The organism is Photobacterium sp. GB-210 (genome assembly GCF_003026075.1).
Classification (GTDB): Bacteria; Pseudomonadota; Gammaproteobacteria; order Enterobacterales; family Vibrionaceae; genus Photobacterium.
Genome location: NZ_PYNU01000030.1, coordinates 1 through 12,096, shown reverse-complemented (window position 1 = coordinate 12,096; position 12,096 = coordinate 1). Strand labels below are relative to the sequence as shown.

The window sequence follows — 12,096 nt, the reverse complement described above, 5'->3', positions numbered from 1 at the left end:
GATGGATGAGCCGAAAAAACAGCGATCATTGTGGGGGTTAATTGCCGCAGCAGTTGGGATGTTTGGCTTTGCTTTTGCGTTGGTTCCCCTTTATGACGTGTTTTGCGATATCACGGGGATCAATGGAAAAACAGCCACAACACCCACAGAAACCAGTGATCGAGTGGATACCAGCCGAGAAGTGACGGTTGAATTTGTTGCCTACATTAATCCAGGAGTGAGGTGGCAATTTACGCCTCAGGTAAAGCAAATCACGGTGCATCCTGGTGAAACAAAAATCATTAAATACGATGCGAAAAACTTAAATAAAGTCGCCACTATCGGACAAGCTGTGCCCTCGGTAACACCGGGCGTAGCGGCGAAGTATTTCAATAAAATCGAATGTTTTTGTTTTAATCATCAGCCTTTAGAGGGTGGTGAAAATGCAGAATTGCCGTTGGTGTTCTATATCGACCCTGACTTGCCGAAAGAGATAGAAACACTGACTTTAGCTTACACCCTATTCAACGTTGCAACGGACAAGGATAACCCTGTGATTGAGCAACACAGTGAGGTGGATAATGTCAAAGCCCTATAGTGAAACCGATAACTTACCGCCAACAACGAAATATTATGTCCCCGATGAAAGTGCATGGCCCATAGTGGGGGCAATTGCTTTATTTCTTATAGCGTTAGGTGCTGGCGCGACTGTCGGAGATCTGTTTGGCGGTCAAGGTCCTTGGATCTTATTGGTAGGTGTGGGGCTAATTTTATTAATGCTAGTGGGTTGGTTCCGTGATGTGATCCGAGAATCTATGGCGGGGCTTTATAGTGCGCAGATGGATCGCTCGTTTCGTCAGGGAATGAGCTGGTTTATTTTCTCAGAAGTGATGTTCTTCGCTGCTTTCTTTGGCGCGCTATTTTATGCCCGAATGATTGCTGTGCCATGGCTGGGTGGTGCAAGTAATAATGTCATGACCAATGCGGTGTTGTGGCCGGACTTTGTCGCCATGTGGCCATTGGAAAAAACGCCAGATGGCACCGAAACCCAAGCGATGGGGCCAATAGGTTTGCCGCTTTATAACACCATTTTATTACTGACATCATCGGTGACATTACATTTTGCTCATACTGCATTAGAGCAAAATAATCGTCCTCGATTGAAGTTGCTACTGTTGCTTACAGTATTACTAGGCGCGGTGTTTGTGTACTTACAAGGTGTTGAATATGTCCATGCTTATGAAGACATGAACCTACGATTAGATGCAGGGATTTATGGTAATACCTTCTTTATGTTAACTGGGTTTCATGGCGTTCATGTCACGCTTGGTGCGATTATCTTGTTTATTGTGTGGTGTCGAATTTTAAAAGGGCACTTTACGCCTGAACATCATTTTGCATTTCAAGCAGGCGCTTGGTATTGGCACTTTGTTGATGTGGTGTGGTTAGGTTTATTTCTGTTTGTTTATATTCTTTAGTGTTTATTTTGAAGATACAAGATTAATACGGGCGAGGGTTGGGGGTGATAACCCCAGTTAATAAAGCAATCACAATCAGGCTAAAAACAACGACAGATAAGCCAATACGCCAGCCTAAGTAATGCGACATTGGGCGTGATGATTGACCTTTTAACATGATTGGGAGGGCTTTAAAAAGATTGACGATGATCACCAGTAATAAGCCGATAAGCAGTATTTTTATCAACATCGAAAGCCTCTGATTGAATAGGAGTGATAACACATTAAGCGCTTATTTAAGGATAGCTGTTTTCAACCAATAGGGATGGAGGAAACATCGATGCGAAAAGTTGCTTTTGTTATTTTTACTTTCATCGTGGTGTGTATGTTAGGGCGATTAGGCTTTTGGCAATTAAGCCGAGCAGCTGAAAAGCTTCAATTACAGCAGCGAGTCGAAGAAACGATTCAGACCGAACCTATCTCTGATATTACGCAATTACCCAGTACGCCCGTTTGGCATAATGTGGCGCTTACTGGCGTGTTTGATAATCAGCATCCGATCTTACTTGATAACCAACTAAATAATGGTCAAGCAGGCTACCATTTTTATCTCCCTTTCCTTAGCCAAGGTCAATGGATATTGGTCAATCTGGGCTGGATTGCCGCGCCTCCTTATCGTGAGTTATATCCCGTGTTACCACAATTTAGTGGCGAAAAAGTCATTACCGGTCTAATTGCACCAACCACCTCATTATTACAACTCAAACCAGAATCATCTGCCGTGAGTTGGCCGTTACGGGTACAAAATATTGAACCGGCATGGCTGTCACAACAATTAAATCGCGCTCTACCGCAATGGGTGGTTCAAATTGCAGCTACGAATCCTCTCGCGCTTAAACAAAATTGGACCCCTATCGTGATGAAAGCAGATAAGCATTATGGCTACGCCACGCAGTGGTTTGTTTTAGCCTTTGCGGTATTAGGGATGGCTGGGTGGTGGCTATATAAGAGGGAATAAGGAATGAAAAAATATCAGGTTTTAATGTTATTAGGTGTGATGTTTTTACTGCCTATCATCCTAGCGAAATTAATCTTAACCCAACAGTGGTATAGCGGTGGTGTCACCAATAAAGGTCAATTATTAACTCCACCGTTGACGGCAAATTGGCTTGCGTCTGGAAAGTGGCAACTTATTTATTGGTTGCCTCAACAATGTGATAGCCGTTGTGAAGGTGCATTATTTCACTTAAAGCAAATGCCTCTTGCTGTTGGGGCTTATCAAGATCGGGTGAGAAGTGTTTTGCTGCTCGCCCCCGTTGAACCAACAACCGTCGTTCCCGTTGATGTTGAAAATCTGCAACGCTATCGCAGCAACACAGCAGAATATGAGCAATTTGCGCCATCTCAATATGGACTCAATGCAGTATACCTAGCCGATCCTCATGGCAATGTGATGATGGCCTATCCGCTAGAGGCTGAACCACAGGCCATTTTAGCACAAGGTAAAGACATCTTACGTGATTTAAAAAGGCTGCTAAAAGTATCAAAAATTGGCTAAATGTCATAAATAGTGGGATTGATTATGCATAAAACGCAAAAAGATAAACCGTTCTACTTTTTAGTCACCGCTGCCTTTTTTCTCTCTTTGATTGTGGTTGGGATGGGGGCTTATACGCGGTTAACGGATGCGGGTTTAGGGTGTCCCGATTGGCCTGGCTGTTATGGGTTCATGTCAGTACCGCAAACGGAATCACAATTACAAGCAGCACAAGCGATTTACCCTGATTCGCCTGTTGAACCGGTAAAAGCATGGAATGAAATGGTACATCGCTATATTGCAGGCTCGCTAGGTCTTTTGGTGGTAATGATTGCTGTGATGGCATGGAGCCGAAGTGGACGGCCTAAATTGTTACCCAGTGTGTTATTGGGTGTGGTTTCTTTTCAAGCGTTACTTGGAATGTGGACGGTTACCATGCAACTTATGCCTGTTGTGGTGATGGCGCATTTGTTAGGCGGTTTTACTATTGTATCGTTATTGTGGCTACTACGTTTACGGATTCAACCTAACCCCCTTTTCTATCAAGAGGGTTTTAAACCCCATTTATCATTATCACATCGATATTTAACGGTACTCAAAAGCGCAGCAATTGCAGTTTTAGTTGTTGTGATAAGCCAAATTGCATTAGGAGGCTGGACAGCGGCTAATTATGCCGCCGTTGTATGCACACAATTACCGATATGCGAAGGGGATTGGCAGGGAATATTTGATCCTCGCGCGTTTGAATTGATTCAACCTCAACACAGTAGCTATGAATATGGCGTTTTAGATTATGCCCAAAGGGTCTCTATTCATGTTACTCATCGTATTGGTGCAATTATCACAGCGGTTTTGGTGTTGGTGTTGGCTGGGTTGCTGTGGCTTAAACCGCCCTTACGTCGCTATAGCATTGCGATGATAGGGGGATTAGCGATACAAATAATATTAGGCATTACCAATGTGCTTGCTAACTTGCCGTTACTGATTGCCGTTGCGCACAATGTAGTTGGATTAATCTTACTACTTACCGTTGTCACCACCTGTTATCGCCTGATATGCAATTGCCGCTCCCCATTAGAGGTAGAGTCTTTTGCATCGGAAAGCGCTACGCATGGATAAATCACAACGGCTTCATTCCAGTCGAGTTCGTTCGCCAGCGATAGCGGTTTGGCGTGATTACCTTACGATGACGAAACCAAAAGTCGTCGCCATGTTATTACTGACCGCATTAGTGGGCATTTATTGGCTTTATTTGTAGTACTTCTTACCTATCATTGGTGACTACCTTGGTATGGTTAGTCTCTCCGATGAACAACAGATCTTATACGCTTTAATCAATAAGACTTTTGTCGCCATAATCAACTGGTTAAACTGCTCTGCTATATAACAATAATTATCGCGGCAGAGGTAGTACGTGCTAGCAGCATTAAAAGACAAATCATTACATTATCAGGTGTTTGCATTAGCCCTGCCAATGGTACTTTCAAACATTACAGTACCGTTACTCGGGCTGGTGGATGCTGCTGTGATCGGACACCTTGATAAGTCGTGGTATCTCGGTGGCGTCGCGGTTGGCGGTACCATGATCAACGTTACATTCTGGTTGTTGGGTTTCTTACGCATGGCAACCACAGGGATTACGGCGCAAGCTTTTGGCCGAGAAGATAAACATGGGCAAGCGGCTATTTTTGTTCAAGGTATCGCGTTGGCATGGTTACTCGCGTTTATTCTTATTGCCTTACACCAACCTGTCAGCAGTGCTATTTTCCATTTCAGTGATGCTAGTAATGAAGTGAAAGTTTACGCAGAGCAATACTTTTCAATCCGTATTTGGGGAGCGCCTGCCGCTTTAGCAAACTTTGTCATCATGGGCTGGTTACTTGGGGCGCAAAATGCCAAGTTGCCAATGTGGCTTTTGATCATCACTAACCTTGTTAATATTCTTTTGGATGTTCTGTTTGTATTAGGCTTTGGCTGGAAAGTTCAAGGTGCTGCTTCTGCGTCGGTACTAGCTGATTATAGTGGTATGTTATTAGGGTTATGGTTTGTTTCTCGTCAATGGTTAGCGTTAGGTTTGCCGCCGTTAAAAGAAAAAATTATGGCTGCGCGACATGGTATGGGGCGACTACTTAAATTAAACCGAGATATCTTTTTACGGAGCTTGTGCTTACAAGCGACGTTTACCTTTATGACTTTCCAAGGTGCAACACTAGGCGATAATGTAGTCGCGGCAAACGCTGTGTTAATGAGCTTTTTAATGTTGGTGTCTTATGCCATGGACGGTTTTGCTTATGCGATGGAAGCATTAGTAGGAAAAGCCGTTGGTGCGAACAATCGTGATCAGTTAGGACGTTATTTAATTAACACTACATTTTGGAGCTTTATAATATCTGTTGCGCTTACATTGGCATTTTCTTTAGGTGGTGAGCGCATAGTCAGTTTGATCTCCGATCTTCCCGCGGTTCAAGCTGAAGCTGATATTTATTTGCCTTGGCTTGCTGCAGTACCATTAGTCGCTATGTGGTGTTTTTTACTGGATGGCGTCTTTGTTGGCGCGACGCAAGGGCGAGTTATGCGCAACAGTATGTTTGTTGCAACCAGTGGTTTTTTTGCCATTTGGTGGTTAATGGATAGCTATGGCAACCATGCATTATGGGCGGCGATGTTAGGTTTTATGGCATTACGTGGTGTGACATTAGCGGTTATTTTCGGTTACCAGTGGAAAAAAAATATTTTCTTATCTCCTGCATTAAAACAGTAAGTTAGATTTAAAATATACATTTTGTATTAATTTTGAGCAAAAAAAGCTATCAAACCTGATGGTCTTTTGGTTAAAATGCGAGCACTTTTTAGCCGGGTGTTGGATATGAAAAAGAATATTCTTGCTTATTTCTTACTGACTATTGCATTGGTGTTTAGCGTAAATAGCTTTGCTACTACCCATAAAAAAATGCATGTGACAGCGACAGCGTATAATTCTGTTAGGGCGCAGACAAGCTCACACCCTAACATTGCTGCATGGGGAGATAGGTTAAAACCAGGGATGAAAGTAATTGCCGTTTCACGGGATTTGTTGAAAAAAGGATTAAAACGAGGTGTAAAGGTTAAAATATCAGGTTTGCCCGGTGAATATGTTGTGCTGGATAAAATGAATCCCCGTTGGCGTAATAAGATTGATATTTACATGGGGAAAGACATTCGTGCCGCAAAACGCTGGGGACGAAAGAGAGTCACTCTCACCGTATTATAACGAGCATCTTGGTTTCAAAACGAAAAAGCCGCATCTTATATGCGGCTTTTTGATTTTCCGTTCATACTAAAAATTAGTAGTATGAATGCTCACCACGTGCGTGATCGGTAATATCACGAACGCCAGTTAGCTCACCTTCAAACTGTGCGAGTAGCTCTTTTTCGATGCCTTCTTTCAGTGTGACATCAACCATTGAACAACCATTACAGCCACCACCGAATTGTAAGATAGCAACGCCATCTTCAGTGATTTCTGATAAAGAAACGTGACCACCATGACCGGCAAGTTGTGGGTTAACTTGGGTTTGGATAACGTAATCAACACGCTCCATCAATGGTGCATCATCAGACACTTTACGCACTTTTGCATTCGGTGCTTTAAGTGTAAGTTGTGAGCCCATTTTGTCAGTAACAAAATCAATTTCAGCATCTTCTAAAAATGGCAGGCTTAGCTCATCAAGAAAAGCAGAAAATAGCTCTAGTTTGATTTCGGTGTCGCTTGCTTCAACCGCTTCAGGTGGGCAGTAGGATACACCACACTCAGCACTTTGAGTGCCTGGGTTAACAACAAAAACACGGATATTAGTACCCTCAGGCTGCTGGGCAAGAAGCTTGCCGAAGTGCTGCTGAGCGCTTTCAGTAATAGTGATCATTGACACGACGTAATACCTGACCTATTTAGTGAGTTTTCTCTATTCTACTCTTAGAGAGACGTTCTATCATCCCTAATATTAGCATTTTTAATTTCACCACGTTTTACATCATAATGCGCGACTTTTTTGTTATAAGTGATGACTATACGGGTTTTTCGGTATGACAAATCGTAATTATATCAACGCGCTTTACGCCTTGCTGGTGGAGTCTTTTGGTTAATAATGCCACGGTTGTTCCAGTTGTAACGACATCATCAACCAAGGCCACATGCTGCGGAAGCGCACAGTCTTTAATAGCAAAGGCATTGGCTAAATTAGTTTTACGTTGTTTTTTTGTCAGGGATTTTTGTGCTTGAGTATGGCGAGTCCTCACCAATACATTGTGATCAACTTGGGTACTAAGTTCACGAGCTAAGGCTAACGCTAAGTAATGACTTTGGTTAAATCCTCGTTGCCAATAACGCCAGCGGTGCAACGGAACAGGAAGCAATAAAGGGGCGGGGTCGGTAATTTGTTTTGCTAATTGTTTGGCTAATGGTTTTGCAAGCCAGAACTTTTTCCCAAATTTAAATTGGCTAACTAATTGCTGTAGAGGCGGTTGGTACTCACCTAAACGATACAATCGTTGCCAAGGTGGCGGAGTCGTCAAACACTGCCCACAATATTGTTCAGCGTTTAAAGTCGTTGTACCACATCGTTGACAGTAAGGCGGGGATGGAAATTGAGAAAGACAATAATGACACCAATAATCATCATTGGGTTCGAGTGGTAACTGACATAAGCTACAGTGGCGAAATAATAGTTTACGGCAGGTGTGAGATAGCCAAGCCGTTGTGTTTTTTGGCATCATAAACAAAACCTCAAAAAACCGAATAAGGAAGTGTAATGGCGGTAATGCTTGATTGGCACAGTAAAGGTCAAGGCTCGGATCTGGTTCTCATTCATGGCTGGGGAATGAATGGTGCGGTATGGCAAGATGTGATCCCAGCCCTCGCTGAGCATTTTACTGTGCATTGGTGTGATTTACCGGGTTACGGTTATAGCGGTGATGTTACTGCGGAGTCCTTGGTCGAGATCACGCAAGCGGTATTAGCGCGCGCCCCTCAGAAAGCAGCGTGGTTAGGCTGGTCACTGGGTGGTCTAGTGGCAACGCAAGCGGCATTACTTGCACCTGAGCGTGTAACACAATTAATGACTTTAGCCAGTTCGCCAAGTTTTATGGCGCGAGAAGAATGGCGAGGGATCAAACCAGATGTACTCAGGAATTTTCAATCACAGCTCGCCTCTGATTTTAACTTAACGGTAGAGCGATTCTTAGCGTTACAAGCGATGGGCAGCCCGACAGCACGACAGGATATTAAGAATTTAAAGCAAGCCGTTCTTGAACGACCGACGCCACAACCTTCAGCCTTGGCACTGGGTTTAACGTTACTTGAAACCGTTGATCAGCGGGCAGAACTGTCATTACTCACTCAACCTTGGCTGCGAATGTATGGTCGCTTAGATGGCTTGGTACCCGTTAAAACAGAAGCCGCGATTACCAAGCTCTGCCCACAGTCATTGAGTTATGTTTTTCAGTCTGCATCTCATGCACCGTTTATTTCACATCCTGATGAATTTATCGCTGCAGTGCGGCAGTTTATTGCTGAAGATGCTGTTGTATCTTAAAAATTACCGTTATGATTAAATAGTAACCACTTGGGTTTGTTTACTTTGCACATGGTGAATTTGTTTTCGGTATGAATATTTCTCCTCTACAAGCTGGTGGTGTGCCATTAGCCACAACGGTCAATCCGCCAACCGATCAAGTTGCGCGAGATAACCGAGTGCGAGAAATAATTGTCCCGTTAACTGCAAGTAGTGCGGCGGCAGATGAAAAGCCAATAACCAGTGAAGAGAAACAGCTAAAAAAACCAAGTTGGGATCCGAGTGAACATCCGGATTATGATAAGCAAGATGATGAAATTTTAAAAGGTTATCAAGAGGATATTGCCCGTCTTATTGATCTGCTATCTGCCAGTAATTATCTTGAGAAAGACAGTGCACTGGGTTACAGCATGCACATTAAATTACCGCGAGAATTACTTGAGCAATTAGATAAAATTAATCAAAACGAGCGGACTAAAGGGGTGGTGGCATTTAAGTATGCACAAGCCAGTGTGCCCAACCCGCCAACAGAATATCTACAAGTGATTTGATTTCTAGTAGATAAAAGAAAGCCAGACATCTCGTCTGGCTTTTTGTTTAACTTAATAAGACGTTAGCTTATTTTTTCTTGGCATTAGCAAAGGCTGCTGCAAACGCACCACCCATTGCGGCATTACCGTTATCACGTTGACGAGGTTGGCTTTGTGGTTGACTTCGTGCAGGACGTGCTGAATTATCGCGAGGTTGACGAGTCGGCTTCTCTTGTCCTGGCTCATCAGACAGACGCATCGACATACCAATACGCTTACGCTGTAAATCCACTTCCATCACTTTCACTTTGACGATATCACCGGCTTTTACCACTTCGCGCGGATCTGAAACGAACTTATCAGACAGGGCGGAGATATGGACTAAACCATCTTGGTGTACGCCGACATCAACAAAAGCACCGAAGTTAGTCACGTTAGTGATCACGCCTTCTAATACCATGCCAGGGATCAGATCTTTTACTTCATTAACGCCTTCGGCAAAGGTGGCTGTTTTAAACTCAGGACGAGGATCTCGACCAGGTTTATCCAGCTCGCTAATGATGTCGGTTACCGTTGGTAAGCCGAAATCAGCATCGGTGTAGTCAGCGGCTTTTAAGCTACGTAGGAAATCGGTGTTACCTATGATCGCATCAACCGGTTTATTATTAGCAGCCGAAATAGCTTTAACTACCGCATAAGATTCTGGGTGAACTGCAGAGCTATCAAGTGGGTTTTTACCGTTCATTATCCGTAAGAATCCAGCGCACTGCTCAAAGGCTTTTGGCCCTAAACGGCCGACTTTTTTCAGGGCTGTACGCGCATCAAAGCGACCATTTTCATCACGGTAGTTCACGATGTTTTGTGCGATGGTGGCGTTCAAACCTGCCACGCGTGTCAGTAGTGCAGCAGATGCAGTATTGACATCCACACCCACGGCGTTTACACAGTCTTCTACGACAGCATCGAGGCGTTTCGCTAACATGCTTTGGCTAACATCGTGTTGGTATTGACCTACACCGATAGATTTCGGATCAATTTTTACTAACTCTGCTAATGGGTCTTGCAGGCGACGACCAATAGACACCGCGCCACGGATAGAAACATCTAGGTTTGGGAATTCATTTGCAGCAAGCTCTGATGCAGAGTATACCGATGCACCGGCTTCACTCACCATTACGCTCTGTACTTTTAGATTATTATCTTTAAGTAGTTTGGCAACAAACGCATCTGTTTCACGTGAAGCAGTACCATTACCAATCGCAATTAAGTTAACGTTATGCTTGTTGATTAAGGCTAAAACAACTTTGCTTGATTCTGCAATTTTGTTGTGGGGTTGGTGCGGGTAGATGGTGGCAGTATCGAGTAACTTGCCGGTTTCATCAACCACTGCAATCTTACTCCCTGTTCGTAAACCAGGATCGAGTGCTAGTGTGACGCGAGGACCGGCAGGGGCAGCCATTAGCAAATCTTTCAGGTTATCAGCGAACACTTGCATCGCGCCATCTTCGGCTTTTTCACGCAGTGCGCTCATCAGTTCGGTTTCCATGTGCATTAAAATCTTAATGCGCCATGCCCAACTTATCACTTGCTTACGCCATGCATCAGCTGGTGCCGAGCCCAGTTTTACGCCGTAGTGATCGGCAATAATCACTTCACAGTAAGAGCCTCGCACGCCTTCATCTTGGTTGGGATCAGCATTCAATGCTAATTGTAGGAAGCCTTCATTACGCCCACGAAATAGCGCGAGTGCGCGGTGAGATGGAATGGTTTTTAATGGCTCGTTATATTCAAAGTAATCTTTAAATTTCGCACCATCGTGCTCTTTGCCATCGACAAGACGAGAAGTCAGTTCTGCTTGACCGTTTAACTGGCGACGGATCTTATCAAGCAAGGTTGCATCTTCAGCAAAGCGCTCCATTAAGATTGCGCGAGCGCCATCCAGTACTGTTTTGGTATCAGCAAAGCCTTGCTCTGGATTCAAAAATTGTTCAGCTGCTTGCTCAGGAGTGTTGTCTGGTTGGCTCCAAAGCAGATCAGCTAAAGGCTCAATACCGGCTTCAATGGCAATTTGACCTTTAGTGCGGCGCTTAGGCTTGTAAGGCAAGTAAAGATCTTCAAGACGGGTCTTACTGTCTGCTGTCTTGATTTCAGCCTCTAGCGCAGGGGTCAATTTACCTTGCTCAGTAATCGATTTTAAAATGACCTGACGACGATCATCGAGCTCACGTAAGTAGCCTAAACGTGATTCTAAATTACGAAGTTGGGTATCATCCAAGCCGCCAGTGACTTCTTTACGGTAACGGGCAATAAAAGGCACGGTGTTACCATCATCGAGCAGTGTGACTGCTGCATTGATTTGTTCATTTCGAACATTCAGTTCGCTGGCAATCAGCTGATTGATAGAGTTGCTCATCCGTAGGTATCTCTTGTTTATCGTTAAGCTTACATTCTACGTCTCCCGATGAGAGTGGCAAGTTTACCGATGTTAAGAGTGTGTCAGTGAGCAGAAAAAAGATCGGAAAAGAAGCCGTGTACATAACGAACGGCTTCTATCGTATGCAGTAATGATGATTTAATTACTCAATGTCGGTGTCGTAGCGGATTTCATTGATAAACCATTCTTTCTTGCCAAGCGGAGTGGTAACGACAATATCATCATCGACTTCTTTGCTGAGTAGCGCCCGTGCCATGGGAGAATCAATTGAGATATAGTCGTTTCTGCCATAAATTTCGTCAGGACCAACGATGCGAAAGGTCTTTGTTTCTCCCGCTTCATTTTCAATTTCCACCCAAGCACCAAAGAAGACTTTGCCATCTTGTTGCGGGGAGTAATCAATCACCTTTAATACATCTAAGCGTTTACGTAGAAAGCGGACGCGACGGTCAATTTCACGCAAGCGTTTTTTATTGTATTGGTATTAGTTCCATTCCATTACACATACTATTTACTGCCATATTATCTGAAATGTATCGGGTTTGATTTGGTGGTTATTCAAACTTGCAAGCATAAGAACCGTCAACTATATACTAATAAGTATATTAAG

General features: G+C 43.8%; 13 protein-coding genes and 2 pseudogenes. 10 read left to right on the top strand and 5 right to left on the bottom strand.

The window, feature by feature from the left end; all coding sequences use genetic code 11:
- Nucleotide 1: 1 nt before the first annotated feature.
- Entirely contained in the window at nt 2-577 is a 576-nt protein-coding gene (locus C9J38_RS20225; protein ID WP_107208656.1) for a cytochrome c oxidase assembly protein, read from the top strand.
- Complete coding sequence (locus C9J38_RS20220) at nt 561-1,457, top strand: cytochrome c oxidase subunit 3 (RefSeq protein WP_107208655.1); 897 nt, start codon at nt 561-563, stop codon at nt 1,455-1,457. The genes C9J38_RS20225 and C9J38_RS20220 overlap by 17 nt, the downstream gene beginning before the upstream one ends.
- Before the next feature lie 22 nt (nt 1,458-1,479).
- Here C9J38_RS20220 and C9J38_RS20215 read toward each other — a convergent pair whose 3' ends face one another.
- Nucleotides 1,480-1,686 carry a DUF2909 domain-containing protein gene (locus C9J38_RS20215; RefSeq protein ID WP_105061168.1) on the bottom strand — a complete coding sequence of 69 codons (207 nt, stop codon included), beginning with the start codon at nt 1,684-1,686 and terminating at the stop codon, nt 1,480-1,482.
- Between the two features lie 90 nt (nt 1,687-1,776).
- On the opposite strand from C9J38_RS20215, the gene C9J38_RS20210 reads away from it, so the two are divergent.
- The 6 genes and pseudogenes from C9J38_RS20210 (at nt 1,777) to C9J38_RS20185 (ending at nt 6,223) form a co-directional block, all read left to right on the top strand.
- A complete protein-coding gene (locus C9J38_RS20210; protein ID WP_107208654.1) occupies nt 1,777-2,454 on the top strand; it encodes an SURF1 family protein in 678 nt (225 codons plus the stop codon).
- Between the two features lie 3 nt (nt 2,455-2,457).
- Nucleotides 2,458-2,994, top strand: coding sequence for a cytochrome oxidase (locus C9J38_RS20205; protein WP_107208653.1), 537 nt, complete (start codon nt 2,458-2,460; stop codon nt 2,992-2,994).
- A 24-nt stretch (nt 2,995-3,018) separates the two neighbouring features.
- On the top strand, nt 3,019-4,092 hold the full coding sequence (locus C9J38_RS20200) for a heme A synthase (RefSeq protein WP_107208652.1): 1,074 nt from the start codon (nt 3,019-3,021) through the stop codon (nt 4,090-4,092).
- A pseudogene (locus C9J38_RS20195) lies at nt 4,085-4,213 on the top strand (protoheme IX farnesyltransferase); the annotation flags it as partial. The gene C9J38_RS20200 and the pseudogene C9J38_RS20195, both read left to right, overlap by 8 nt.
- 174 nt (nt 4,214-4,387) lie before the next feature.
- Complete coding sequence (dinF, locus tag C9J38_RS20190) at nt 4,388-5,734, top strand: MATE family efflux transporter DinF (RefSeq protein WP_107208651.1); 1,347 nt, start codon at nt 4,388-4,390, stop codon at nt 5,732-5,734.
- Nucleotides 5,735-5,839: 105 nt separating this feature from the next.
- The gene (locus tag C9J38_RS20185; RefSeq protein ID WP_107208650.1) at nt 5,840-6,223 is read left to right on the top strand and encodes a 3D domain-containing protein; all 384 of its coding nucleotides are present in this window, start codon (nt 5,840-5,842) and stop codon (nt 6,221-6,223) included.
- Nucleotides 6,224-6,296: 73 nt separating this feature from the next.
- Here the strand turns inward: C9J38_RS20185 and nfuA are convergent, their stop codons facing one another.
- Nucleotides 6,297-6,875, bottom strand: a complete 579-nt coding sequence (gene nfuA, locus C9J38_RS20180; protein WP_005371977.1) for a Fe-S biogenesis protein NfuA — start codon at nt 6,873-6,875, stop codon at nt 6,297-6,299.
- A 142-nt stretch (nt 6,876-7,017) separates the two neighbouring features.
- Nucleotides 7,018-7,725 (bottom strand): ComF family protein, encoded by a 708-nt coding sequence (locus C9J38_RS20175; RefSeq protein ID WP_107208649.1) that lies wholly within the window; start codon nt 7,723-7,725, stop codon nt 7,018-7,020.
- A 35-nt stretch (nt 7,726-7,760) separates the two neighbouring features.
- Between C9J38_RS20175 and bioH the strand changes: the two genes are divergently transcribed.
- Both bioH and C9J38_RS20165 read left to right on the top strand, forming a co-directional pair.
- Nucleotides 7,761-8,543, top strand: coding sequence for a pimeloyl-ACP methyl ester esterase BioH (gene bioH, locus C9J38_RS20170; protein WP_107208648.1), 783 nt, complete (start codon nt 7,761-7,763; stop codon nt 8,541-8,543).
- Nucleotides 8,544-8,614: 71 nt separating this feature from the next.
- The gene (locus tag C9J38_RS20165; RefSeq protein ID WP_107208647.1) at nt 8,615-9,073 is read left to right on the top strand and encodes an ATP-dependent Lon protease; all 459 of its coding nucleotides are present in this window, start codon (nt 8,615-8,617) and stop codon (nt 9,071-9,073) included.
- A gap of 67 nt (nt 9,074-9,140) precedes the next feature.
- On the opposite strand, the gene C9J38_RS20160 is transcribed toward C9J38_RS20165, so the two are convergent.
- Entirely contained in the window at nt 9,141-11,465 is a 2,325-nt protein-coding gene (locus tag C9J38_RS20160) for a Tex family protein (RefSeq protein WP_107208646.1), read from the bottom strand.
- A 163-nt stretch (nt 11,466-11,628) separates the two neighbouring features.
- Nucleotides 11,629-11,970, bottom strand: a pseudogene (gene greB / locus C9J38_RS20155) (transcription elongation factor GreB); the annotation flags it as partial.
- Between the last annotated feature and the right edge of the window lie 126 nt (nt 11,971-12,096).

What these genes read in the sequence shown, in the direction of transcription:
- C9J38_RS20225 (WP_107208656.1), top strand. Translation starts at nt 2, where the DNA reads ATGGATGAGCCGAAAAAACAGCGATCATTGTGGGGGTTAATTGCCGCA.
- C9J38_RS20220 (WP_107208655.1), top strand. Translation starts at nt 561, where the DNA reads ATGTCAAAGCCCTATAGTGAAACCGATAACTTACCGCCAACAACGAAA.
- C9J38_RS20215 (WP_105061168.1), bottom strand. Translation starts at nt 1,686, where the DNA reads ATGTTGATAAAAATACTGCTTATCGGCTTATTACTGGTGATCATCGTC.
- C9J38_RS20210 (WP_107208654.1), top strand. Translation starts at nt 1,777, where the DNA reads ATGCGAAAAGTTGCTTTTGTTATTTTTACTTTCATCGTGGTGTGTATG.
- C9J38_RS20205 (WP_107208653.1), top strand. Translation starts at nt 2,458, where the DNA reads ATGAAAAAATATCAGGTTTTAATGTTATTAGGTGTGATGTTTTTACTG.
- C9J38_RS20200 (WP_107208652.1), top strand. Translation starts at nt 3,019, where the DNA reads ATGCATAAAACGCAAAAAGATAAACCGTTCTACTTTTTAGTCACCGCT.
- C9J38_RS20185 (WP_107208650.1), top strand. Translation starts at nt 5,840, where the DNA reads ATGAAAAAGAATATTCTTGCTTATTTCTTACTGACTATTGCATTGGTG.
- nfuA (WP_005371977.1), bottom strand. Translation starts at nt 6,875, where the DNA reads ATGATCACTATTACTGAAAGCGCTCAGCAGCACTTCGGCAAGCTTCTT.
- C9J38_RS20175 (WP_107208649.1), bottom strand. Translation starts at nt 7,725, where the DNA reads ATGATGCCAAAAAACACAACGGCTTGGCTATCTCACACCTGCCGTAAA.
- bioH (WP_107208648.1), top strand. Translation starts at nt 7,761, where the DNA reads ATGGCGGTAATGCTTGATTGGCACAGTAAAGGTCAAGGCTCGGATCTG.
- C9J38_RS20165 (WP_107208647.1), top strand. Translation starts at nt 8,615, where the DNA reads ATGAATATTTCTCCTCTACAAGCTGGTGGTGTGCCATTAGCCACAACG.
- C9J38_RS20160 (WP_107208646.1), bottom strand. Translation starts at nt 11,465, where the DNA reads ATGAGCAACTCTATCAATCAGCTGATTGCCAGCGAACTGAATGTTCGA.